The following is a 23,260-nucleotide window of genomic DNA, read 5'->3' on the forward strand; positions in this document are numbered from 1 at the left end:
GGGAGGTGGGGGAAAGGGAGCGGGCCGGCCCGGCTCATGGGAACGGCGGGTGGCGCGGGTGGACGCCGAGCGGGAGGCGCGGGTGGGTGGACGCCGTGCGCGTCGCGCCTGGGGGTCGCGCGGGTGCGTGGAACCCGGGGTGCGCGCTTCCTTGGGGGTCGTGCGGTGGGTGGGGTCGGGGACGTGTCGGGGTGCTGTGGTGAGAGCTGTTCAGGGGGAATTCAGGAGGGATCTTGAAATCGATTTCGCGCTGCTGGGGTGGCCATCTGGGGGTGTATCACGCGGGAGAGCTGGCATGCTTGACGAAACCGATTTCTTGGGGTTCACTGCTAGCCATCCTGCTCCCGATGAGACAAGGCGGACACATGCCGGTAACGCGCGTGAACGTCTTTGGCTCGCGTCGTGGGTGGACGGCGGCGCTTGCTTTCGCCGTCGCTATCGCGTTTGCCGGCTGCTCCACCCGAGGAGGGCAGATGACCCCACCGCAAGAGCCTTTCACGTTGGCGGGTGTGACCAACGTGCAGCGGGTGGCGCAGGTGACCGGGCCGGATTCGCCGAATCGCACCGATCGCTTCGAGATTGCCGGGACAGACCTGGGCTCGATGTTCGAGGCGGAAGGCAAGGTTTGGTTCGTGTTCGGTGACACCTTCGGCAAGAGGGCGCCCGGTTTCACCGGCGGGGGTGGTGAACAGTGGCGCTCCAACGCGTTGGCCTACACCACCGACGCCGATCCGGCCAACGGCATCGCGCTGGAGGGTTTCATCGTCGACGATCGGGGCGGGGCCAAGGAATTGCTTGGTTCCGAGAAGGTCGATTACAGCGAGATGACGGTGATCCCGACTTACGGGTTCGCCGCGAACGGAGCGATGTACCTCGCCTACATGTCGGTACGCCATTGGGGCGAGCCGGGCGAGTGGGAGGTCAACCACGCGGGCCTGGCCAAGTCCACCGATCACGGGCAGACCTGGACCAAGCTGACCGCGCCGACCTGGCCCGGGGACAGCAATTTCGTCCAGGTGAGCGTCACCAAAATCGACGGTGACCTCTACTTCTGGGGCGTTACGCACGGCCGTTTCGGCGGCGTTCAGCTGATGAAGGTCGCCGAAGCGCAGGTCGAGGTACCGGATGCGTATAGCTACTTCACCGGTACCACCGAAGATGGGTCGCCGCAGTGGTCGAACGACCGGGCCAGGGCGCGCACTATCGTGCAGGACACCGTCGGCGAGCTGTCCGTGGTGTGGAATCCCTACCTTTCCAGGTGGTTGATGACCTACACCAATGGCGGCGGCGCCGGCGCGAGCATCCGCGAAGGCCTGAAGCCTTGGGGCCCTTGGGGTGACGCCATCACCCTGGTCTCCTCGGCCGACGTGCCCGGTCTCTATTCGCCATACATGCTTCCGCGCTTCACCGCGGACGGAGGCAGAACCATCTATTTCACCCTCTCGGTCTGGGACCCCTACAACGTCTTCTGGTACCGGGCCGATCTAGTCGGCAGAGCCTGACCCAGGCACTATTACGATCTGCGCCTCGGCCACGGGTCGCAGTAAGAGGAGGAAGCAATGCGCAGACGCGGCATTGTCATGCTCGCGATAGCAGCTGTCACTGCGTCCGTTGCGATGAGCGGATGCAGCAGCGGCGGGGGAGAAACCCCGGCCGGCACGACCACCGTCACGTTCTGGCAGCAGAAGTTCGAGGACTACCAGCAGGCCTGGTTCAAGAAGTATGTCGACCAGTTCAACGCCTCGCAGAGCAAGGTGAAGGTTGACTACCAGGTTGTTCCGGGCGACACCTGGGCGCAGAAACTCAAGGCGGCACAGGCGGCCGGCAAGGCGCCCGACATCGCCACCACCAACTACGGCAACGTCTCGCCGGGCGTGGCGCAGGGCCAGTTCGCCTCGCTGGACGAGCTGTTGCCGGCCGAAAAGTTCGACGACATCAAGGGCAACGTGAAGCCTTTCGTCACGATTGGCGGCAAGCACTACGCGTATCCGATGCTGGTCGAGCCGTCGACGGTGCTCTACTACCGCACAGACCTGGTCACCGCCGCCGGCCTGGACCCGGCCAGCCCGCCAAAGAGCTGGGACGAGCTCATTGTCTGGGCCACCAAGCTGACCCAGGGCGCCGTGAAGGGCATGACCATCGCCTCCGCCGCGCCTGACCTCGGCTGGTCGAGCTGGGGCTTGCAGTACAACGCCTGCGGGCGCTTGCCGGTGAACGACGACTGGTCCAAGGCCGCCGCCATGGACCCGTGTTATGAGAAGCTGTTGGGTCTGTACAAGACCCTCTATGCCAATGGACTGATTCCCAAGCAGCCCAAGGTTGGCTACGCCGACGGGGCGCCCTACGGCCAGGGCGAGGTGGCGATGATGGCGGGCGGCTCCTGGGTGATCGGCCAGCTGAAGAACGACTTCAAGGCGATGATTCCGAAGACCGCGGTGGCGCCTTTCCCGTCGTTCGACGGCAGCACCGGCAAGACCACGGCCACCCTCGGCGGCTGGACGCTAACCGTTGACGCCAAGTCCAAGGCCAAGCAGCAAGCGGCCGAGTTCATCAAGTACCTGCTCGCCGGGGACCCGGCCATCATGGCTGACTTCTTCAAGACGAGCGGATTCTCCAAGTACACGGTGCGTTCGTCGGTTGACCTGGCGCTCGCGAGCAACCCTGACGCCTCGGCGGACCCGTTCATGAAGATCATCTCGGAGAAGGTGGTTCCCTTCGGCAAGGCGGAACCCGCTTACCCGTGGGACATCTCGCTCGCCTTCGGCACCGCCATCGAGTCGGCGATGAAGGGAAGCGCCGACATCCCGACGTCGCTGAAGACGGCCGACGCCGCCATCAACGATGTCATTAAGAAGCAGTCGCTCGCCGGGACTGCGCCCAAGTAAGCCTGCCGAACTCCGGTGCCCGGGAAGCGCACTGCGCAACCCGGGCACCGCTGCCGAAGGGGACACCGATGACTGTTCTCGAATCCGGGATCGCCACCGCGGCGAAACCGGCCGCGGACGGGCTTGCCGAACGCCGCGTCGCCGGCCATCGCCGGGACAACCGCACCGCTTACCTGATGATCGCCCCGATGGTCATCCTGCTGACAATCTTCGTGATCTGGCCGCTGGTCTACTCGGTGTACCTGAGCACCTTCAAGATCAGTTTCTACGAGGAGCCGGAATTCGTCGGGCTTCAGTTCTACCAGTACGTGCTGGAGAGCCCGCGTTTCTGGTCCTCGATCTGGGTCGGCCTCTACTATGCGCTGCTCACGGTGCCGACCGGGATAGTCATCGGGCTGCTGCTGGCCAGCTTCATCAAGATGCTCAGCAAACGCGCGGCAGCGTTCATGAAGACCACCATCTACCTTCCGGCGGTCGTCTCGACGGTGGTGGCATCGGTGCTTTTCGTCTTCATGTACCAGGACGAAGGCGTCATCAACTGGCTGCTCAGCCTGCTCAACTACGCTCCGGTCAACTGGCTCAACGACCCCTCTTTCGCGCTGCCGGCCATCGCCGTTCCGGGCATCTGGCTCGGCTTCGGCATCACCACCCTGATCCTGCTGGCCGGGTTGCTGGACATCCCCGAGGGCTACTACGAGTCCGCTCAGCTCGACGGGGCCGGCTTCTTCCAGCGGCTGTTTCACATCACCATCCCGCTGCTGCGCAACGTGTTGCTCTATCTGCTGGTCACCGGTTTCACGCTGGCGATCCAGCTTTTCGACCTGCCGCTGATCATGACGGGCGGCGGCCCGGTCGACGCGACCATGACGCCGAACCTGTTCATCTTCACCAGTTTCCGCGACCTGACGCCCTATGCCACCAGCTTCTCGCTCACCGCGTCGCTGATGCTTTTCCTTGTGCTCGGGGCGATCTCGCTGGTGATCTTCAGACTCGTCAACTCCGACAAAGCCATCGACGGCTAGACGCACAGGGGCAGCTGATGACCAGGTCCACCTCGCAACGGATCCTCTCCACCGCGCTCATGGCGCTCATCACCGTCAGTGTGTCGTTTCCCTTGGCCTGGATGGTGATCGCCGGGTTCAAGGGCAAGACCGAGGTGCTTCGCTCGCCGTTCCAGTTCTTCCCGGACATGTGGCGCTGGGACAACTACACCACGATCCTGAAGGATCCCCAGTTCATGCGGGCGATGGGGGTCACCTTCGTGGGCGCGCTCATCTTCACCGTGCTCAGCCTGACCGTGAACACCCTGGCGGCATATGCCTTTGCCCGCCTGGAGTTCACCGGCAAGCGATTCTGGTGGGTCTACTGCCTTACGCCCATGTTCGTGCCGGGGATGGCCATCCTGCTCACCTCGTTCATGGTGGTGTCGAAGCTGGGCATGCTCGACACCATGGCGGTGCTCATCATCCCGGGGGTGGCGTCGTCGGGTCAGATGTTCTTCATCCGGCAGTTCTATCTGGGCTTCCCGATGGCGGTCGAGGAGGCGGCACTGGTCGACGGGGCCAGCCGGTGGCAGATCTTCGTCAAGGTGTTCCTGCCGCAGTCGGCGTCGTCGTTCGTGGTGATGGGCATCGCTTCCTATCTGGCCTACTGGAACGCCTACGTTTGGCCGGTCCTCACCATCACCGACCCGAACCTGACCCAGATCATGCAGTTCCTCGGCACCTTCCGCTCGGATCGCGGCAACGACTGGGGCTTGCTGATGGCCGGTTCCACTCTGGCTTCCCTGCCGACGATCGCGCTGCTGCTCATCTTCCAGCGTTTCATTGTGAACGGGGTACGAATCTCGGGGATCAAATGAGCACCGGCATTGTCCACATCGGAGTCGGCGGGTTCCATCGCGCGCACCAGGCGATGGTCGTGGACGACCTGCGTGCGCTGGGCCTGGCCGACGGCTGGGCCATCTGCGGGGTGGGTGTCCTGCCCGGCGACCGGCGCATGCGTGATGTGTTGCGGCAGCAGGGCTTCCGCTACACACTGGTGCTCAAGCACCCCGACGGGCGGCAGAGCGCCCGCGAGATCACCTCGATCACCGACTACCTCTTCGCCCCCGACGACCCGCAGGCCGTCATCGAAGCGATGGCGTCGCCGCAGACGCGCATAGTCTCGCTGACCATCACCGAAGGCGGTTACCACGTCGACCGCGCGACCGGGCAGTTCGACGCCACCGATGCGCGCATCGTGGCCGACCTGGTGCCAGAAGCTGTGCCGCAGACCGCTTTCGGCCTGATCACCGAAGCGCTGCGCCGCCGTCGCGAGCGCGGCGTCATCCCCTTCACCGTGCTGTCGTGCGACAACATCCAGGGCAACGGCGAGGTGTGCAGGCGGATGCTTTCCGCCTTCGCGACGCTGAAAGATCCCGAGCTGGGCGCCTGGATCGGCACCGCCGTATGCTTTCCCAACTCGATGGTGGACAGGATCACCCCAGCCACCACCGACGCGGACCGCACGGCGATCGCGGCCCGGTTCGGCGTGGACGATGCCTGGCCGGTGGTCGCCGAGCCATTCTTCCAGTGGGTGATCGAGGACGACTTCCCCGCCGGGCGGCCACCTTTCGAGGCGGCCGGCGTGCAGATGGTGACCGACGTCGAACCCTATGAGCTGATGAAGCTGCGCCTGCTCAACGCCAGCCATCAAGGTCTCTGCTACTTCGGCCGCCTTTGTGGGTACCACTTCGTGCACGAGGCGGCGCAGGACCCGCTGATCGCGCGGCTCCTGCGGCGCTACATGGACTCCGAGGCCACCCCGACCCTGCATCCTGTACCCGGGGTGGACCTGGATCGCTATAAGGACACCCTGATCGAGCGGTTCGCCAACCCGCATGTGCGCGACACCATTGCCCGGCTGTGCGCCGACTCCTCCGACCGGATCCCGACCTGGCTGCTGCCGGTCGTGCGCCACCAGCTCGCGACGGGCGGCCCGGTGCGGCTGTCGGCGGCGATCGTGGCCAGCTGGGCGCGGTACACAGAAGGAGTCGACGAGAAAGGCGAACCGATCGACGTCGTGGACCGCTTGCGCGACAGGGTAATGGCGCACGCGACCCGGCAGCGCGACACGCCGCTGGCCTTCCTGCACCAGCGGGACCTCTTCGGCGACCTGGCTTCCAACGCCCGCTTCACGGCCGACTACCTTTGGGCGCTGGACTCTCTGATCCGCCGCGGCGCCCAGGCAACCCTCGCCGACCTCTGACCGCGTGGCTTGGGCGGCGCCGATCTTGCCGCGCCCCTTTGGCCGCGCCGATCGGCCGTGGTTTTCCTTGCTGGCCCTGGGATCTCGGGTCTGAGATCCCAGGGCTTGGTCGGCTAGAGCTTTACGTCTCCGCATAGGTGGACTGTCACGCCGAGTTCCGCGAACAGCGCTACTTTCGCCAGCAGGGCCCGGTCGGCGGAGTCGGCGTCGGGGGCGTAGGCCACCTGGACGTGATTGGCCTTGTGCCGGGCCATCAGCTGGTCGCGGCCGACGCCGTGCAGCACCGCGTGCATGATGGGCCACTGCTTGGTGGTGGCTTCCAGCCTTCGCTGCGTCTCCGCGGCGGGCAGGTCGGCGACGTGGCCGCGGCCGACGTCGACGTGCAGGGCGCCGTCCATGATGAACACGCGGGACCAGACGATCTCGCCTGGAACGGCGATGCCGCTCAGCGTGCCACCGCCGAGCGGGAAGTACATCGGTGGCTGCCGCATGCTGTAGCTGTTGTGGTAGCCGCCGTGATGGGAGGCGGGCGCGGAGCCGGAGATCTCGAATACCCAGACGAATTCGCCGGAGTACTCGTCGCCCCAGCGGATGTCGTGCAGCGTGGTCGCCGGGTCGAAGCCCATCGCAGTCCAGATCCGGTTGGTGATCAGAGCGTCGACCGCGACTCCCTCGTCGACCTCGTTGAAATGTGGCAGCGGCTGGCCCGCATAGAGTTCGCGGGCGCCGTCGCGGCTGCGCACCGGGGGCCGCTGGACGTTGTTGAGCAGCCCCTCGGCCAGGTCGCTGGCCGGAACGGTGTCCTTGAGCCCTTGCTGGTACTGGATTCCGACCGCGTCCAGCCCGAAGTCGTCGCTGATCCGAAGCGCCGCAACGTACATCTTGAGCTGGCTGGTCACCTGGGCCCGGGTCAGCTCGGTCGCCTCGTCGGTTCCAAAGTGGAAGGTGAAGCCGCGCTCGTCCAGCCACTGCTGCGCGGCGGCCGCCTCGTCGTCGCCGACCCGGGCCATCTCGGCGACCAGAGCGCTTTGCGACAAACGCTCCTTGTAGATGCCCAGCGGGTTGAGCATCTCGTCGTCGATGATCGCGTTGTACATGCCCATGCAGCCCTCGTCGAAGACGCCGATGATGGCCTTGTCCTCGCGCAGCTGGCGGGCCAGGGCCACGCCCAGCTCCACCTCCGGCGCGGCGGCGTCGAGGTCGGGCATGGCCCGGACGTGGGACTGGTCGTGGCGCACCTCGCCGGTTTCGAGCCAGGTCCGCAGCCCATCGCGGGCCCACGTGTCGGTGAACGTTTCGCTCCACAATGCGGAGTGGGCGACACCGGCCTTGGTCAGGCTGGCGGTCAGGTTCAGCAGGCCCACCAGGCCGGGGAACTCCCCGGACCAGTTGGCCACGATGAGGATCGGGCCGCGGTGGCTGCGCAGGCCCGCCAGCACGTGGTGGCTGTACTGCCATACCGCGTCCACCACCATCAGCGGCGCGTCGACCGGGATGCCTTTGAACACCTCGATTCCGTAGCGCTGGCTGTCGATGAAGCCGTGCCCCTTGTCCGGGTCGAACGGGTGCGCCCGGTGCACCGCCCAGCCCAGGTCGGCCAGGGCGGTGGTGACGGCGGCTTCGAACTGCTGCTGCGCCGGCCAGCAGGTGATGTTGGCGGACGGCCGCAGGTCGCCGCTGGCGATCGTGTAGACGGTTTGGTGCTGCGCCGATGGCCGCTGCGGGGATGCGGGCAGGAGATAGCCGCTCATGAATGGTCCTTAGGGTCGGAGGGGTCGGAGGCGGTGAGCTGGATTGCGCCACCCGCGGCGAGCCGCACCGGGCCCGCTGCCAGCAGCCCGTGCCGCGGGTGGGCGACGGTGAGGGAGTTGAGGTCGAGCCGGCCACCCAGCAGGCGCAGCTGTGCGCCCGAGGGGGCGAGGATCAGCTCGCCCCAGCCGGTACCGGTGGTGAAGATGGTGCTCAGCCCATCGTTTTTCAGGCGGGGGGAGAAGGCCAGGGTTCTGCTCGCCGCGTCATAGTCCACGCCGCTGAGCGCGAGGATCAGGCCCCAGCTGGCCAGCGACCGCGCGTAGTGATTACCGCATTCAACCTCGTTGAACGGGTTGCGCCGCCGGCCGTCGTGCCGCTCGCGCACCGCGCGCACGAGACGCAGGCCCTCCTCGACCAGCCCCTCGAAGATCAGGTGGGTGGCTACCTGGTACTCGATGCCGGTCCACACCTCGTCGCTGTAGACGAACGGGATGCGCGGGCGGCCCCCGCGCGGCCAGGAACACAGCACCAGACCGGCTTCGCCGGGCAGGGCATAGGTGCGCTGGACACTGTGGTGGCCGGTCAGATCGGCGCGAAAGTTGTGGCGATAGACCGCGGCGACGGCGCTGCGCACATGCTCGGCGGGCAGGATGTGGCGCAGCCCGGCGACGTGGGCCAGCAGCTGGCCGAACACCTGGTCGGAAAGGCACCCGCTGCCGTACTGGTAGCGGCGGGCGTCGACGTCGTCGAGCTTCTGCTCGTAGTACTCGCCGTTGAACAGCAGCGCGTCCATCCGCTGTGCACCGGATTGCGCCGCGTCGCGGTAGCGCTGTGCCGCTTCGGTATCACCCATTTCTTCGGCCATGGCCGCGCCCGCGGTCAACGCGGCGAAGAACATCGAATTCGCCAGCGAGTTCGGGCCGTAGAACTCGATGTCGTAGGTGTTGTGCTGCTTGCTGTCCAGCACGCCGTCGCCGTCGCTGTCCCATTCGGTGAAGGCGAATTCCAGTGCCCGCTGCGCCCCCGGCCAGCATTCGGCCAGGAAATCGCGGTCGCCGCTGAAGCGCCACTCCCGGTAGAGCCGCACGATCGAGCCGAGCTGCCCGTCTACGGCCGGATGGAAATCCCACGGCGCGTTGCCGAAAACGCTGTTGGCGCGGAAGTTCATCCGGCCGTCGGCACGGGTCTCGTGGACGAACTCGGTGCGGCGGGCATCGCGTTCCAGCTCCGGGAAGAGGAAAGCGGCAGTCTGCGCGTAGTTCCACACGTGGGTGCAGGTGCCTTCGCAACTTCCCGCGTCGTCGAAGCTGCCCTCCCAGGCGGCGAAGGTGCCGCCTTCCAGCCGGAAACAGGTGGTGCTGCGCAACACGACCAGGGTCGAGCTGACCGCGTCGACCACCTCGGGCGGCAGGGTGCTGCCGAACAGGGCACCGTGAAACGCCCGGGTGTGCCGTTCCAGCTCCGGCAGGTCCTTGGCGAGGCGTTGGGCGACCGCCCACGCGTCGGCGTACTCGGTGGCGTAATGGTTCCTGACCACTTCACCGGCGCGCGTGTTGTCAAGATTGATGTTGCCCTGCCACGCCCGCGGCCGGTTGGGGAAATGCCAAGTGAGCAGGAATTCGAAGTCCTGACTGGCGCCCGGCGCCAGCCGGTGGGCGATGCCCAGGGAACCGACGCGCAGCTTGGTGAACCACGGCGGGTAGGGCGGGTCGTCCATGCTGAACGCGGTCTCCGGCTCCAGCCGCCCATCGGCGCACAGATCGTCCCAGAAGACCTGGACGCCGTCCTGCCAGAAACCCGTGAGCCACTGCGGTTTCGCGGTGGTCTGGCGGTCGGTGGTGGCCAGGGCCAGGGTTCCGTGGCGCAGATCGCCGTCGGGAAGGTCGCTACTGAAACGTATGCCGCGCAAGCCATCCGCGTCGGCCCAGGCGTTGGCCGGCTGACCGGCGAAGCGAGGGAAGTGATGCACGTCGTAGCCGACGATGCCGATCGGGTTGGCCAGCGAGCCGGCGATGGTGACGTCTGCGTCGACTTCCAGCGGGTTGGTCACCGTGTAGCGCAGCACCGCGCCGGGGATGCCGGAGGTGTCCGCGTCCAGCGGCACCAGCGGGGTGAACGCGGTCAGAGCCACCTGCACGGCGAGCTCGTCGTCGGTGAAATCCATGCGCAGCAACGGGTACTGGCCGTGCATCCGGCTGTCGGCCAGCCTCGGCAGCCCGGCCAGCCGGCCGGCGTCGTAACCCTGGTCCCCTTCGTGGGGCCCGGTCAGCCGTGACTCCAGTACCCGGGTGACCGCTTTGCCACCAACAGGTTCGGCCCGAATGGCGAAGAAGGTGAACGGCAGCCGCGCGCCCTTGGCCGGCCGGTTGGCCAGCTCCCAGTCGCGCAGCTCGCCGCGAGCGCCGATCGACACGTTGCCCGTGCCGATCCCGCCCAGCGGGAAGGCTGCCGCTTGTGCGTCGGGTTTCAAGGGCATGCGGGGGCAAGCCTCCTTCCTAAGTTCGTCTTCGGGCGACCGTCAGCGGGCGGCGTTGCGCCGCTGGCGATCGGCGAGGGTGTGCACGATCGGCGCGGTGGCCGGGTAAAGGTCGCGGTAGAGCCCGTAAAGCTCGTCGTAGCCGGCGCGAGCTTCCCGCCGTGGGATCCGCATCTGCACCATGGGGTTCCACTGCTCGATGTCGGGACTGCCGACGGCACCCGCGGCGAGGAAGGCCGCGCCGAAGCTGGCGCCGATCGTCTTGGCCGGGATGGCCTGCGCGCGCCCGGTCACGTCGGAGACGATCTGGGTCCACAGGCTGCCCTGCGCGCCGCCGCCTACGGCGACTATCCGCTCGACGTGCCCGCCCGCCTCCTCGATCGCGGTCAGGTTGTGGCGCACACCGAAAGCCGTCGCCTCCAGCGCCGCCCGATAGAGATCGCCGCGCGTGTGCTCGACGGTGAGCCCGGCCAGCACGCCGCGCGCGCTGGGGTCGGCGATCGGGGTGCGTTCCCCGGCGAAGTAGGGCAGCATAAGCAATCCGTTGGCGCCCGGCCCGGCCGCGTCGGCCAGGGCCAGCAGCTGCGGGTAGTCCACCGAGCCGAACAGGTCGCGCAGCCATCCGGTGATCGCGCCGCTGGTGGCCATGCCGCCGGCGAGGTTGCGGGTGCCGGGGAAAGCGCCGACCGTTCCCCACAACGTCGGCGAGGTGAGCGGCTTGTCCACGGTGTTGATGAGGAACATGGTCGTGCCGTACATCAGCATTAGGTCACCGACCCGTTGCGCGCCAACGCTTATCGCCTCGGACCAGGCATCGATCGTGCCCGCGATGACGGCGGTGCCGACGGCGAGACCGGTTTGCGCGGCGGCCACCGCGCCGACGTGGCCGACGATGTCGCCCGGCCACACCAGCGGCGGAAGCCTTGCCCCGGTGGCGACCTCGTCCACCCAGGAGGCGTGCCAGTCCTGCGCTTGCGTGTCGTACATCGGCGTGCACTGGCTGGCCGAGTGGTGGTCGAGATAGTAGGCGCCGGTCAGCTTCCAGCCCAGCCAGGTGCTTGGCTGGAAGAAGCGCCACGTTGCGGCGAGGGCTTGCGGCTCATGCTCGGCCAGCCAGGCCAGCTTGGGCCCGACCGCCTGGGTGCTCAGCGCCGAGCCGCAGCGTTCGCGGATGGCGTCCGCCCCGCCGAGCCGCTCGGTCAGCCGCTCGATCTGCGCGGTGGCGCGGGTGTCGATGCCGTAGAGGATCGCGGGTCGCCGGGGCTCGCCCGCCACGTCGGTGACCAGGACGCACGGCCCCATGCCGCTCACCCCAACGGATTTGACCTGCCCCGGCTCCGGCGCGCCGGGCGCGGCGAGCAGCTCGCGGATGATGCCGACAGCCTCGTCCCACCAGACACGAGCGTCCATTTCGACGTGTCCCGGCGCGGGCCGGTGCACCTCGTGCTCGCGGGTGGCGGTGGCGACGATCGCGCCGTCGAGCGTGACGAGCACGCCCTTGCTGCTCGACGTGCCGATGTCGACACCGAGGACGCAGGCTTGGCTGAGCATGCCCGTACCCTGCCAGAAATCGATTTCACCGTCAAGCACTCACACCGCGGCGACCTGGTTTCGCAGCACGATGGTGCGGGCCGGCTGGTCGTCTCCGTTGATCCGCTCCAGCAGCAGCTTCGCGGCGGTTACCCCCAGGTGGCGGGCAGGCATGTGCACCACGGTGATCGGGATCGGTACCAGAGGAAGGAAAGGAAGATCACCGAAGATCGCCACGCCGGTGTCGGGCGGCAGTTTGGCCTGCTCGGAAAGCACCTGTAGGGCGCCGACACTCATCAGGTTGTTGGCCACGAACACCGCGTCCGGCGGCTCGCTCATCGCCAGCAGCTCGCTCATCGCCTTCGCGCCGCCGTCGACGCGGAAGTTCGCGTACCGCAGATAGCGCTCGTGGCCGTCGAATCCGGGCCCGGCGGCGATGGCGTCACGCCAGCCCCCGGCGCGCTGGGTGGCCGTCTCGACATCGCTCGGGCCGGTGATGCACGCGATGCGCTGGAAGCCTTGCTCGACAAGGGCCTTGGTGGCGGCGCGGCCACCGGCCCGGTTGTCGACGATGACCGCGTCCACATCCACCCCGTGCGGGCTGCGGTCGACGGCCACCACCGGGCATTTGCGGGCGAGCAGGCCGCTCAGGTCGCTGTTGCCGCCGGCCGCCGCGATGATGACGCCGGCCATGGTGGCGCTCAGCGCGATGTCCAGGTAGCGCAGCTCCTTCTCGTGGTCCTCGTCGGTGTTGCACAGCACCACCGAGTAGCCGGCCGCGCGGGCGACGTCTTCGACGCCGCGGGCCAGCGCGGTGAAGAAGGGGTTCTCGATGTCCGGAATGACCAGAGCTATCACCTCGGAGCTCTGCAGGCGGAGGGTCCGCGCCGTCCGGCTGGGCGTGAACGACAGCGCCTTCGCCGCCTCCCGCACCCGCTCGGCCTTCTCCGGAGAAACGTTGGCGCCGTTGAACACCCGCGACACGGTGGCGGGGGAGACGCCGGCCGCGGCGGCAACCTCGTAGATCGTTGGCATAGCTCCTCATCGATCGGCCGGGCTTCGGTCAACCGTTGACACGGTCGCCCCCTCACCCTACCGTAGTGAAATCGATTACACGCCAGGTGGGAGAACACGTGGGCAACGCGGACCTCAGTACGATCGCCCGTCTGCGGGCTGTGCAGACCCGCTCGATCAGTCCGGAGAACTTCGACGGATCGGCGGGCGGCGGCGGCCGGGCGACCGAGGGCACCGGAGCGGCGTGCGCCCGTGACCTCGGTGCGGGCTGGAAGATATCGCCAAGCGTGGACATCGCCGCGGGGGAGACCTTCGACCTGGCGTCCATCCAAGGGCCAGGCAAGATCACCCATATCTGGATCACCACGCACAAGGACAACTGGCGCACCCTGCTGTTGCGCGCTTACTGGGACGGCAGCGCCGAGCCCGCGATCGAGGTGCCCTACGGCGACTTCTTCTGCAGCGGCTGGGGCGAGTTCGCCCAAGTCAACTCTCAGGTCATCGCCGCCAACCCGCACGGCGGCTTCAACTCCTACTGGCCCATGCCCTTCGCCGACGGCGCCCGGCTGACCCTGGAAAACCTGTCGACGGTCAGCGTGCGGGTCTACTACCAGATCACCTACGAGATCGGTGGCGACTACGCGGGCCTGGGCTACCTGCACACCCAGTGGCGGCGCAGCAATCCGCTGGAATACCTCAAGACCCACGTTCTGGTGGAAGGCGTCGAAGGCGCCGGCCATTACGTCGGCACCTACCTTGCCTGGGGCGTCAACAGCAACGGCTGGTGGGGCGAGGGTGAAATCAAGTTCTACCTCGACTCGGACGAGGACTACCCCACCATCTGCGGCACCGGAACCGAGGACTACTTCGGCGGCGCCTGGAACTTCGACGTGCCCGGCCGCGGCTACACCGAGTACTCCACGCCCTACCTCGGTCTGCCACAGGTGATCCGGCCGGACGGGCTCTACGTCAGCCAGCAGCGCTTCGGCATGTACCGCTGGCACCTACCCGATCCGATCCACTTCGCGTCTCGGCTGCGGGTGGACATCCAGGCGCTCGGCTGGCGCTCGGGCTGGCGCTATCTGCCGCTGCGCGACGACATCGCCTCCACCGCCCTGTTCTATCTCGACCGGCCCACGGCACGCCGGCCCCGTACGCCCACCGCCGACGACATGGAGGTGCACCTAGGCACGGCCCCCGTGCCGGACCTCGGAGCACAACCGCCGCGGATGCCGGACTGATTGGCCGGCAAGCACTTTTTCATCGGGGCGACGCCTGGCCGCACCCGGCGGCTCCGCGCGCCCTCCACCTGGGAGGAGTACCGCACATGCCATCGCAAAACGGACTCAGCACCATCCCGCGTCTCCTGGCCGGCGTCATCACGACGCTCGGCACCGTGGCCGCCGCCGGCGTCATAGCCGCCGCACCGGCCGTCGCCAGCTCGGCGCACACCCCGGCGAGCCTGGTCCAGAAACTCACCGGCCCGAATTCCCCGAACAACACCTACGGGCGGTGGAACATCAAGTCCACCGACCTCGGTATCTTGTGGGACAACGGTTCCGGTCAGGTGCTCGCGGCTTTCGGCGACACCTTCGGCGACGCCTGGGTCGGCCCCGGCGGCGGCGCGTTCGGCCCCGGCGACCTGAACTGGCGCAGCAATGTGCTGCTGCGATCGAGCGACACCAACCTTTCCGACGGCATGTCCTTCGCCAGCGCGGTCACCGGCCCCGACGGCCGCGCCCGGGAGATCCTGCCCGGTCTGCATCAGGACAACAACGCCGGCGGTGAGGTCACGAAGATTCCCACCGCCGGAATCGCGGTGGGCACGCGGCAATACGTGTCGTTCATGTCGGTCAGGCACTGGGGCGCACCGGGCCAGTGGGACACCAACTACGCCAAGATCGCTTACTCGGACGACAACGGCACAACCTGGACCACGACCGGGACGCCGACCTGGAACAACCCGGCGGGCACCGACCAGTTCCAGATGCACGCGTTCGAGCGCCGCGACGGCTACCTCTACGTCTTCGGCACCCCCAGCGGCCGCAGCGGCAGCATCCGGCTCGCCCGGGTGCCCGAGGCGCAGGTGCTGACCCAAACCGCTTATCAGTATTGGAATGGCAGCACCTGGGTCACCAACAACGTCGCCGCGGCGACCCCGATCGTCGCAGCACCCGCCTCCGAGCTGTCCGTGCACTACGACAGCTACAGCAGCCGGTGGCTGATGAGCTACCTTTCGGGCGAGGACATCATTCTGCGCACAGCTACCACCCCGACCGGGCCGTGGAGCAGCGCGCAGATCATTGTCAGCTCCGCCGACTACCCGGGCCTCTACGGCGGATACCTGCACCCGTGGAGCTCTGGCGGGAATGTCTACTTCGCACTGTCGCAATGGGATCCGTACAACGTCTACCTGATGAAGATCCAGATCAACACGGCCGGGCAGGTTGTCAACCCGAACCTCATGGGCGACCCGAGCTTCGAGCGCGGCGCGCTCAACGGCTCCGGCACCGGCGGCTTCTGGGCCTGCAAAGGCAACTGCGGTATAGACAACGGCTATTGGGGCTACACCGGTGTCCGCAACGGTTTCGCCCGCTACAACAGCGGGTGGCACGACCTGCACCAGACGGTGCCGGTCACCGCGAACACCAACTATCAGCTCAGCGGCTGGCTGCGTACCTCACCCAACAGCGACAACGGCTTCTTCGGAGTCCGTGGTACCAACGATGTCGTCATCGCCGAGGCGAACTTCCACGCTGTCGGGCCGTGGACACGCTTCACGGTGAACTTCAACAGTGGCTCACGCACGGCCGTCACCGTCTTCGGCGGCGTGTGGACCGACCATGGCGACATCTGGGTCCAGCTCGACGACTTCTCCCTCACCCGGGTCTGAGCGCGACTTTGACGGAATGCTCGCCTCGCGGGCTGACATGTCGCGATCGCCGGCGCGGCGGCCTGGGTTGCCGCGCCGGCCGATCCGCTGGTTAGGTGATTGCTGTGCGCCTGCTCCTGGTTCGGCACGGCGAGTCCTGGCACTCGCTACGTCAGGTGGTGGCCGGGCCCCTCGGGTGCCCCGGGCTCACCGCACACGGCCGCGAGCAGGCCGCCGCGCTGCGACGCCGATGGGCCGGCGGCGCGGCGGCGGTGGATGTGCTCCTGTCCAGCGCCGCCGCGCGGGCCCGCGAGACGGCCGAAATCCTTGGCCGCGACCGCTGGCCCGCCGCCGTGAGGGCGATCGATTGCGACCTGTGTGAGCTGCACCCGGGTGACGGTGATGGGCTTAGCGTGCAGGAGTTCGGCATCCGTTACGGCTCGTTCGACTGGCTCGCCGAGCCGGATCGGCCCGTCGCGCCCGGCGGGGAGAGCTGGAATCAGTTCACCTCTCGGGTGCAGCGCACCATGGACCGATTCGCGCGCGACTATGCCGGTCAGACGGTGCTCGCCGTGACCCACGCGGGTTTCCTTGTCTGGTCACTGTTTCACCTGTTTGCCATACCCCGTCCCGGCACCGGCGCGCGGATCGATCCGGACTTCACGTCGGTGACCGAATGGGAGTATCTGCGCTCCGAGCGGGCGTGGCGGCTGGTCGCCTACAACGACACCGCCCACCTGCGGTGACCGGTGGCTCGCCGTCACAGCCAGCCGGAACTTCGGAACATGCGGTGCAGGAGCAGCGCTGCGCCGAGCATGACGGTCAGGACGGCGGGATAGCCATATTGTGTTTGAAGTTCAGGCATGTAATCGAAGTTCATGCCATAGATTCCGGCGATCGCGGTCTGCATCGCCGCGATGGCGGCCCAGGCGGCGATCTTGCGCATGTCGTTGTTCTGGTCGACGGTGACCTGTGCCAGGCGGGCCTGCAGGATGGAGTTGCACAGATCGTCGTAGGCGGCGATGCGTTCCACGACGCGCTGCAGGTGGTCGTTGACGTTGCGGAAGTAGCGGCGAATCTCCTTGGGCAGGAAGGTTTTGTCCTCCACCAGGGTCGTCATCGGCCGCTGCAGCGGCGCGACGGCACGCTTGAATTCCATCAGCTCCCGTTTGAGCTGATAGATCTGCGCGATGTTGCTGCTGGTTCGGGGCGTGAAGACCTTTTCCTCGAGCGCGTCGATGTCAACCTCGATCGCGGTGGAGACGTCGAGGTAGCTGTCCGCCAGCCGGTCGCAGATCGCGTGGGCGACCACCCATGGCCCGTGGGCGAGGCGGTGTGGCTCCTGCTCCAGATCGCCTCGTACCGGCCCGAGCGCGCCCAGCTGCCCGTGGCGCACGGTGATGACGAACCTCTCTCCGATGAAGAGCACGATGACGCCGGTCTCGACGACCTCCGAGGTCTCGGTGAGCTCAGGATGCTCGACGTAGCGGGTGGTGCGCAGGACGAAGAGGGTCACCTCGCCGAAGCGCTCGATTTTCGGGCGCGAGTCGGCGGTGACCGCGTCCTCCACGGCGAGTGGATCGAGTTTGAACACCTCAGCGACATCGGCCATCTGCTCCGCGGTGGGCTCGTGCAGACCCAGCCACACGAAGGCGCCCGGTGTACGCGGTACCTCGGCATAGGCATCGGCATAGCTGAGCTGGCCGGGCTGACGCCTCCCGTCGGCGTAGATGGCGCAGTCGACCACCCTGCCCGCCGGGGCCGGCGCGTGGGCGACGCTCTGCAGGTGGCTGCCGGCCATTCGGGCGGCCATCTGCCGCCACGGCTGGGACCACGACCGCGGTCTCACCCAGCCAGGCCGTTCGCTACCGGAGCTCGGATTGGCCAACGCAAACCTCCCTGTCCATTGCCGTGCCTGCTAGTCCATGGGATTTCCGGTGCCCGGCACCGGGTCGATGGTGATCCATACGACGATCGTGACGATCCACGCCACCGCGATCACTACCAGGATCAGCGGCGCGTAGCGGCGTAACCATCCGCGTGAACCTTTCATCACGTCCCTCCTGTTGGCCGCCTCGAAGCCATCCAACCATGACTGCGGCCAGCACCCGAGACACGCCCGCGCACACCTTCGGCTGGTTTGGTGGGACGCATCAGCTTGGACGATCGGGTCGACTGGCCGGTGAGGGAGGTGGATCTGCGTGCTCGACAATGGCGGGCATGGGGTGGGATCGATGGCTGGTGGGCCGAATCCGGCGGGGCGCGGGCGCGGCGGGCGCCTCGGCGGCCCTGGCGGTGCTGGTGGGCGGGGTGACCGGCTTGTTGCAGGACCGTCCCGGCGTGGCGGTCGCCGTGACGGTGGTGGCGGCACTGGTGGTGGGTGGGGTGACGGCGCTGGCCGGCAACACCTCGGCCGTGTCACCACCCGTGCCGTGGCGATCAGACGCGCAGCTGGCGGTGGCCGGGCCGTGGAACGTTCCCGGCCCGGTCGCGGGGTTCACCGGGCGGGAAGGGGAGCTGGCCGCGCTGGCGAAGGCGTTGCGGGGGCGGCGGGTGCGGATCGCCGCGCTGCACGGCTTGGGAGGGATGGGCAAGACCCAGGTGGCGCTGCGGTACGCCGCCGACCTCGCCGACGCCGAGGAGGTGACGGTGGGCTGGCTGATGACGGCGAGCTCGCGAGCCCTCGTGGTGGATGGGCTGGCCCGCCTCGCGCCGGGGCTGGGACTGCCACAGGTCGCCGACACGCGTGACGCGGCGACCGCGGTGCTGGCCGAGCTGGGCCGCCGGTCCGGCTGGCTGCTGATCTACGACGACGTCACCGCGGCGCGGGACGTGGCTGGGTTGCTGCCGGTCGCCGGGGACGGCAGAGTCGTGATCACTTCGCGGTACAGCGCTTGGCGCGACCGCATCAGAGCGCTGCCGGTGCATCGCCTCGACCAGGAGGCCGCGGTGGCTTTCTTGCTGGATCGCACCGGCGACGCCGATCGCGAAGCAGCGGTGGTCCTGGCCGAGCGGCTGGGTGGGTTGCCGCTGGCCCTGGAGCAGGCCGCGGCGTACTGCCTGGGCGGGATCACCCTGGCGGGCTATCTGCGCCGGTACGACCGCGAGCCGATGCGGCTGCTGGGTTTGGGCCAGCCCTTGGGTCGCGAGCCGGTGGCGCGGACTTGGGCGGTGAGCATCCGGCGCGTCCGCAGGCAGCACCGGGCGGCGGTGGATTTGTTGCGCCTGCTGGCATTCGTCGCGCCGGCGCCGCTTCCTTCGCCGGTGCTGGGCGCGGCCCCCGAGCTGCTGCCCGCCAGGTTGCGCCGGCTGGTGCCGGACACGGTCGGGTTCGATGGCGCGGTGCGGGTGCTGGCGGATCTGTCATTGCTGACCTCGACCGCGTCCGGGGTGACGGTGCACGCGTTGGTGCAGACCGTGGTGCGCGGCCAGCTTCCGGCCCGGTCACGGTGGCGGCGAGACCGGGCCGCCTGGGCCGACACGGCGGCGCTGATGCTGATCGCGGGATTCCCGACCGGAGGGCACACCGCCGACCGGTGGGACCGGTGCGCTGAGCTGCGCCCCCATCTGGAAGCCGTGCTCCTGCACGACCTGCCGCCGGTGACAGCCGCGACCCTGCAATATGTACTCGCCCAATATCTTGAGGACCGCGGCGACTATCCCACCGCTCGGAACCTGATGGAGCAGTCCGTTTCCGCCCGCAAGCGAGCGCTTGGGGAGCAGCATCCGCTGACATTGGCGTCGATGAACGGTCTGGCGGCGGTGCTCAGCGATCTGGGCGAACTGCCCGAAGCACGAACCCTGCACGAGCAGACCATGCTGTCCCGGCAGCGGGTGCTGGGTGGCGAACATCCGGAAACGCTGGAGTCCATGAACAGCCTGGCCAGGGTACAGCGCGCCATGGGCGACCTGGCTGCGGCAAAGAGCCTGCTTGACCAAACCCTGCTGGTGCGGCAGCGGGTGCTGGGCGAGGAGCACCCCGACACACTGGCGTCGATGAACAACCTCGCCATCACGCTGCGCGGCCTCGGGGACCTGGCGGCGTCGCGATCCCTGCACCAGCAGACACTCCAGGCCCGGCAGCGGGTGCTGGGCGAGGAGCACCCCGAAACGTTGGCATCAATGAACAATCTGGCCGTGATGCTGCGCCTGCTTGGTGATCTGGCTCAGTCGCGGACCCTGCTGGAGCGCACCTTGACCCTGCGCAAACGCGTGCTGGGCGAGGAGCATCCGGAAACCGTGGCGTCGATGAACAATCTCGCCGAGACCTTGCGTGACCTGGGCGACCTGCCGAGTGCGCGAGCCCTGCACGAGCTTGCCCTGACCATGTTCCGGCGCGAGGTCGGCGAGGATCACCTGTACACGCTGAACTCGATGAACAACCTAGCCAGGACGCTGCACGAGATGGGTGATCTGGCCTGGGCGCGGACGCTGCACGAGCAGGCCCTGGCCCAGCGGCGGCGGGTGCTGGGCGCCGAACACCCCTCCACGCTGACCTCCATGAACGACCTTGCCCTGGTACTTGCCGACGCGGGCGACACCGACGAGGCGCGGACGCTGCACGAGCAGACCCTGGCGTTGCGGCGGCGGGTGCTGGGCGAGGAACACCCGGACACGCTGGCGTCCATAGCGAACCTCGAGGCGCTCGATGGGCAAAGCGATGACCCGGACGGCGGGTAGGCCAAAGCTTCCGGCGCGGCCAACACAGGTAGCCTTTCATGGGAAATGGGTGAGGGGTGGCTGGCGTGTCGGATGAGCGGGTGCGAAAGCCGAGGCTTCCTCCTCGCTGGTTCGTTCGCGCCGCCTGGTATGTGCATCGCGCGGTGTATCGCGTTGCCGGTGGCCGAATGGCGCTGTGGCGTCCGAAGGCTCATCGCTGGGGCACGCTGCGCCTGACCACGGTCGGCCGCCGCACGGCGCGGGAACGCAGCGTGATCATCGCGTACTTCGAAGACGGCCCGGACCTGATTGCGATGGCGATGAACGGCTGGGCGGCGGGCGAGCCCGCGTGGTGGCTCAATCTTCAGGCCCATCCCGACGCGAAAGTCGACCTGGTCGATGGGCCTCGCCTGGTGAGAGCGCGTGCGGCGCAGGGCGACGAGCGGTCACGCCTGTGGGCGAGGTGGCGGGAGCTTGGGGCGCACCTGGATGGCTATGCGGCCCTTCGGCCGTCGCAGACCGCGGTCGTGGTGCTGGCGCCCAGGCCAGATCCCGGTCCCTGACACCGATACCGACACAGGAGGATGGGTGCAGATTCCGAAATTCTGGGCCGCGGTCGAAGGTTCGGCGACCGGTCCGCGCGGGGAGCGCCTGTTTCGGCGGGTGTGGGGATGGTCGGTGTCCTCCGCGGCCGAGGCGATGGCCGTTGCGCAGGAACGGCTGCGATCGACGCTGGCCGACATCCGATCCGGGGCGAAGGTGGGCGGCTACTATCCACGGGTTCCGCTGCGCGAGCCCATAGTGGACGAGCTGTCCGCAGACGGCGAGCAATTCCTTGTGGTGACCCGCAACCGGTACGGGGCCGAAATCCTCAACACCGACCGGGTCCTGATCGCCGACGTCGATCTGCCCGAGCTGGAGCAGCAGCGCTCCGGCGGGCTTCTCCGGCGCATGTTCCGGCGGTCTGCGCCCCAGGACGACCCTTCGCCTGAGCCGGCATCGGTCACGCAACGCCTTGGCACGCTGGCGAGCTGGGCCGACGCCCACCCGAGCCTGGGTGTCATCGTCTACCGCACCGCCTCCGGGCTGCGGGTGTTCGTCACCGGCGTCAGCGAGCCCGCGACGTCGGCCCATGGGGCACAGATCCTGGCCGAGCTGGACACCGACCCGATCTACCGCGAGCTGTGCCGCACCCACGGGACGTTTCGCGCCCGGCTGACTCCCAAACCGTGGCGCCTGCCGGGCCTGAAAGCACCGCGCGACCGCTGGCCATTCCTGGATGACGGTGCGCAACGTCGCTTCCAGCGCTGGCTTGACACCTATGAAGCCGACGCCCGCGATTACGCGGTGTGCCGCCGGCTCGCGGCCCATGGCCCGGCACCGTCTGCATTGGAGGCACAGATCATCGGGTTCCACGACGATCGCACCCGGGTCGCCGCGGCCCTCCCGCTCGCCTGAAGGAGGTCGTGGTGCAAACCAGTTCGCTTTGGCAGAGCGGGTCGCGGGCCGTTGTCGGCTCCGGTGAGCCGCCCCGCGAGGCCGACTTCGTGGTCGTGGGCGCGGGCCTGCTCGGCGCGATGTGTGCCTACTGGCTGGCCCGAGCGGGAAGCAGCGTCGTTGTGGTGGAACGGCATGCCGTCGCGTGGGGCGCTACCGGGCGCAACAGCGGTCTGGTCATACCCACCACCGCCGAGGCCTACGATCAGGCGGTGCTGCGGCTGGGAGCGCCGACCGCGATGGCCATTCGCCAGCTTGCCGCGGAAGGCGCCGGCCTGCTCGGTCAGGTTGTCGAAGAGGAACATCTCACGGCCGAGTATCGACCCGGTGTCTTCCTCCAGCTCGCCACCGGCGAAGAAGACGCGGCGAGCTGTCTGGCCGACATCGAAGCGACGCGGCGGCACGGGTTCGAGGCCGCCTGGCTCGACCGCGACCAGCTTCAGCCCCGAATCGGCACCCGGCTGAGCGACACCATTCCCGGCGCGATGATGCTGCCCGGCGCGACGGTGAATTCTGTTGCCCTCGTTGACGGCGTCGCCGCCGCGGCGCAGCGGCACGGGGCGATAATCTGCACAGGCGTTGCTGTAGAAGCAATCCGGGCCATCGGCGGCGGTAAGGTATCGGTCGAAACCAGCCATGGAAACATCACCGCACGCATCGTGGTGGCGGCGGTAAATGCCTGGCTTTCCGAGCTGTTTCCTTTGCTGGGCAAGGTGATTCGTCCGGTGCAGGGTCAGCTCATCGCGACCCAGCCGATGCCCGCCATGTTTGACTGCGGCATGGCCGCCCAAGTCACCGCCCACGGCGAGTACTGGCAGCAGATGCCCGATGGCACGATCCTGCTCGGCGGATGCCGCAGTGTCGGCGCACCGGTGACCGACGCCACCGCGCAGGTCCCGCAGCCCGAAGTTCATCAAGCGCTGCAAGGCATCCTGCCATCGTTGTTCCCCGACCTCACCGAGATCGGCGTCCAGCGCGGCTGGGCCGGAGCGATGGCCTTCACCCCCGACTGGATTCCGATCGTCGACGAAATTGACGAATCGCTCTGGGCGGTCGGCGGCTTCAGCGGGCACGGCATGCCCTTCGGAGCCAGCATCGGCAAGCTTCTGGCCGCACACCTCACCGGCGGCAGCCCGCTGGCCAACCTGACCCACCTCCGGCTGGACCGCCCGACGCTGCCGGATCCGGAAGCTGAACAACTTCGATAGCCCGCAAATCTGACCCACATTCGATTCGAAAAGGTGTTGCCAAGGCGATCGCGTTGCCTCTACCTTGATGTCCAGACGTTTTCAGACCAAGGAGAATCCGCGATGTTTACGCAGAAAG

At 67.8% G+C, this 23,260-nt stretch carries 18 protein-coding genes; 12 read left to right on the plus strand and 6 right to left on the minus strand.

The window, feature by feature from the left end:
* The first annotated feature begins 473 nt into the window (after positions 1-473).
* The 5 genes from Rhe02_RS17265 to Rhe02_RS17285 all read left to right on the plus strand — a co-directional run bounded on the left by Rhe02_RS17265 (position 474) and on the right by Rhe02_RS17285 (position 6,134).
* Entirely contained in the window at positions 474-1,502 is a 1,029-nt protein-coding gene (locus Rhe02_RS17265; protein WP_203909266.1) for a glycoside hydrolase family 183 protein, read from the plus strand.
* 57 nt (positions 1,503-1,559) lie between these two features.
* On the plus strand, positions 1,560-2,885 hold the full coding sequence (locus tag Rhe02_RS17270; protein WP_203909267.1) for an ABC transporter substrate-binding protein: 1,326 nt from the start codon (positions 1,560-1,562) through the stop codon (positions 2,883-2,885).
* Positions 2,886-2,953: 68 nt separating this feature from the next.
* Complete coding sequence (locus tag Rhe02_RS17275; RefSeq protein ID WP_203909268.1) at positions 2,954-3,907, plus strand: carbohydrate ABC transporter permease; 954 nt, start codon at positions 2,954-2,956, stop codon at positions 3,905-3,907.
* 17 nt (positions 3,908-3,924) lie between these two features.
* On the plus strand, positions 3,925-4,746 hold the full coding sequence (locus tag Rhe02_RS17280; protein ID WP_203909269.1) for a carbohydrate ABC transporter permease: 822 nt from the start codon (positions 3,925-3,927) through the stop codon (positions 4,744-4,746).
* Entirely contained in the window at positions 4,743-6,134 is a 1,392-nt protein-coding gene (locus tag Rhe02_RS17285; RefSeq protein ID WP_203909270.1) for a mannitol dehydrogenase family protein, read from the plus strand. Before Rhe02_RS17280 ends, Rhe02_RS17285 begins: the two co-directional genes overlap by 4 nt.
* Before the next feature lie 113 nt (positions 6,135-6,247).
* Here the strand turns inward: Rhe02_RS17285 and Rhe02_RS17290 are convergent, their stop codons facing one another.
* From Rhe02_RS17290 to Rhe02_RS17305, 4 genes are read right to left on the minus strand one after another with little or no spacing between them, the layout of a single operon-like run.
* Positions 6,248-7,885 (minus strand): fucose isomerase, encoded by a 1,638-nt coding sequence (locus tag Rhe02_RS17290; protein WP_203909271.1) that lies wholly within the window; start codon positions 7,883-7,885, stop codon positions 6,248-6,250.
* Complete coding sequence (locus tag Rhe02_RS17295; RefSeq protein WP_203909272.1) at positions 7,882-10,362, minus strand: GH116 family glycosyl hydrolase; 2,481 nt, start codon at positions 10,360-10,362, stop codon at positions 7,882-7,884. Before Rhe02_RS17295 ends, Rhe02_RS17290 begins: the two co-directional genes overlap by 4 nt.
* A 42-nt stretch (positions 10,363-10,404) precedes the next feature.
* Complete coding sequence (locus Rhe02_RS17300) at positions 10,405-11,913, minus strand: FGGY-family carbohydrate kinase (RefSeq protein WP_203909273.1); 1,509 nt, start codon at positions 11,911-11,913, stop codon at positions 10,405-10,407.
* Between the two features lie 39 nt (positions 11,914-11,952).
* Positions 11,953-12,927, minus strand: a complete 975-nt coding sequence (locus tag Rhe02_RS17305; RefSeq protein ID WP_203909274.1) for a LacI family DNA-binding transcriptional regulator — start codon at positions 12,925-12,927, stop codon at positions 11,953-11,955.
* 65 nt (positions 12,928-12,992) lie between these two features.
* Between Rhe02_RS17305 and Rhe02_RS17310 the strand changes: the two genes are divergently transcribed.
* The 3 genes from Rhe02_RS17310 (at position 12,993) to Rhe02_RS17320 (ending at position 16,524) form a co-directional block, all read left to right on the plus strand.
* On the plus strand, positions 12,993-14,147 hold the full coding sequence (locus tag Rhe02_RS17310) for a glycoside hydrolase family 172 protein (protein WP_239123882.1): 1,155 nt from the start codon (positions 12,993-12,995) through the stop codon (positions 14,145-14,147).
* Between the two features lie 86 nt (positions 14,148-14,233).
* Complete coding sequence (locus Rhe02_RS17315; protein ID WP_203909275.1) at positions 14,234-15,799, plus strand: glycoside hydrolase family 183 protein; 1,566 nt, start codon at positions 14,234-14,236, stop codon at positions 15,797-15,799.
* Positions 15,800-15,903: 104 nt separating this feature from the next.
* The gene (locus Rhe02_RS17320) at positions 15,904-16,524 is read left to right on the plus strand and encodes a histidine phosphatase family protein (protein ID WP_203909276.1); all 621 of its coding nucleotides are present in this window, start codon (positions 15,904-15,906) and stop codon (positions 16,522-16,524) included.
* A gap of 14 nt (positions 16,525-16,538) precedes the next feature.
* Here Rhe02_RS17320 and Rhe02_RS17325 read toward each other — a convergent pair whose 3' ends face one another.
* A complete protein-coding gene (locus Rhe02_RS17325; protein WP_203909379.1) occupies positions 16,539-17,591 on the minus strand; it encodes a magnesium and cobalt transport protein CorA in 1,053 nt (350 codons plus the stop codon).
* Between the two features lie 105 nt (positions 17,592-17,696).
* Positions 17,697-17,831, minus strand: coding sequence for a hypothetical protein (locus Rhe02_RS50520; protein ID WP_275412619.1), 135 nt, complete (start codon positions 17,829-17,831; stop codon positions 17,697-17,699).
* Positions 17,832-17,998: 167 nt separating this feature from the next.
* Here Rhe02_RS50520 and fxsT point away from each other — a divergent pair, with 167 nt between their 5' ends.
* The 4 genes from fxsT to Rhe02_RS17345 all read left to right on the plus strand — a co-directional run bounded on the left by fxsT (position 17,999) and on the right by Rhe02_RS17345 (position 23,142).
* Positions 17,999-20,458 carry an FxSxx-COOH system tetratricopeptide repeat protein gene (fxsT, locus tag Rhe02_RS17330; protein ID WP_203909277.1) on the plus strand — a complete coding sequence of 820 codons (2,460 nt, stop codon included), beginning with the start codon at positions 17,999-18,001 and terminating at the stop codon, positions 20,456-20,458.
* A 167-nt stretch (positions 20,459-20,625) separates the two neighbouring features.
* A complete protein-coding gene (locus Rhe02_RS17335) occupies positions 20,626-21,000 on the plus strand; it encodes a nitroreductase family deazaflavin-dependent oxidoreductase (RefSeq protein WP_203909278.1) in 375 nt (124 codons plus the stop codon).
* Between the two features lie 25 nt (positions 21,001-21,025).
* Positions 21,026-21,895, plus strand: coding sequence for a hypothetical protein (locus Rhe02_RS17340; protein ID WP_203909279.1), 870 nt, complete (start codon positions 21,026-21,028; stop codon positions 21,893-21,895).
* Positions 21,896-21,906: 11 nt separating this feature from the next.
* On the plus strand, positions 21,907-23,142 hold the full coding sequence (locus tag Rhe02_RS17345; RefSeq protein ID WP_203909280.1) for an NAD(P)/FAD-dependent oxidoreductase: 1,236 nt from the start codon (positions 21,907-21,909) through the stop codon (positions 23,140-23,142).
* Positions 23,143-23,260 lie beyond the last annotated feature (118 nt).

This window comes from Rhizocola hellebori, assembly GCF_016862955.1.
GTDB lineage: Bacteria > Actinomycetota > Actinomycetes > Mycobacteriales > Micromonosporaceae > Rhizocola > Rhizocola hellebori.

What these genes read in the sequence shown, in the direction of transcription:
- fxsT (WP_203909277.1), top strand. Translation starts at nt 17,999, where the DNA reads ATGGGGTGGGATCGATGGCTGGTGGGCCGAATCCGGCGGGGCGCGGGC.
- Rhe02_RS17285 (WP_203909270.1), top strand. Translation starts at nt 4,743, where the DNA reads ATGAGCACCGGCATTGTCCACATCGGAGTCGGCGGGTTCCATCGCGCG.
- Rhe02_RS50520 (WP_275412619.1), bottom strand. Translation starts at nt 17,831, where the DNA reads ATGAAAGGTTCACGCGGATGGTTACGCCGCTACGCGCCGCTGATCCTG.
- Rhe02_RS17280 (WP_203909269.1), top strand. Translation starts at nt 3,925, where the DNA reads ATGACCAGGTCCACCTCGCAACGGATCCTCTCCACCGCGCTCATGGCG.
- Rhe02_RS17290 (WP_203909271.1), bottom strand. Translation starts at nt 7,885, where the DNA reads ATGAGCGGCTATCTCCTGCCCGCATCCCCGCAGCGGCCATCGGCGCAG.
- Rhe02_RS17300 (WP_203909273.1), bottom strand. Translation starts at nt 11,913, where the DNA reads ATGCTCAGCCAAGCCTGCGTCCTCGGTGTCGACATCGGCACGTCGAGC.
- Rhe02_RS17335 (WP_203909278.1), top strand. Translation starts at nt 20,626, where the DNA reads ATGGCGCTGTGGCGTCCGAAGGCTCATCGCTGGGGCACGCTGCGCCTG.
- Rhe02_RS17270 (WP_203909267.1), top strand. Translation starts at nt 1,560, where the DNA reads ATGCGCAGACGCGGCATTGTCATGCTCGCGATAGCAGCTGTCACTGCG.
- Rhe02_RS17275 (WP_203909268.1), top strand. Translation starts at nt 2,954, where the DNA reads ATGACTGTTCTCGAATCCGGGATCGCCACCGCGGCGAAACCGGCCGCG.
- Rhe02_RS17305 (WP_203909274.1), bottom strand. Translation starts at nt 12,927, where the DNA reads ATGCCAACGATCTACGAGGTTGCCGCCGCGGCCGGCGTCTCCCCCGCC.
- Rhe02_RS17315 (WP_203909275.1), top strand. Translation starts at nt 14,234, where the DNA reads ATGCCATCGCAAAACGGACTCAGCACCATCCCGCGTCTCCTGGCCGGC.
- Rhe02_RS17325 (WP_203909379.1), bottom strand. Translation starts at nt 17,591, where the DNA reads ATGGCCGCCCGAATGGCCGGCAGCCACCTGCAGAGCGTCGCCCACGCG.
- Rhe02_RS17295 (WP_203909272.1), bottom strand. Translation starts at nt 10,362, where the DNA reads ATGCCCTTGAAACCCGACGCACAAGCGGCAGCCTTCCCGCTGGGCGGG.
- Rhe02_RS17265 (WP_203909266.1), top strand. Translation starts at nt 474, where the DNA reads ATGACCCCACCGCAAGAGCCTTTCACGTTGGCGGGTGTGACCAACGTG.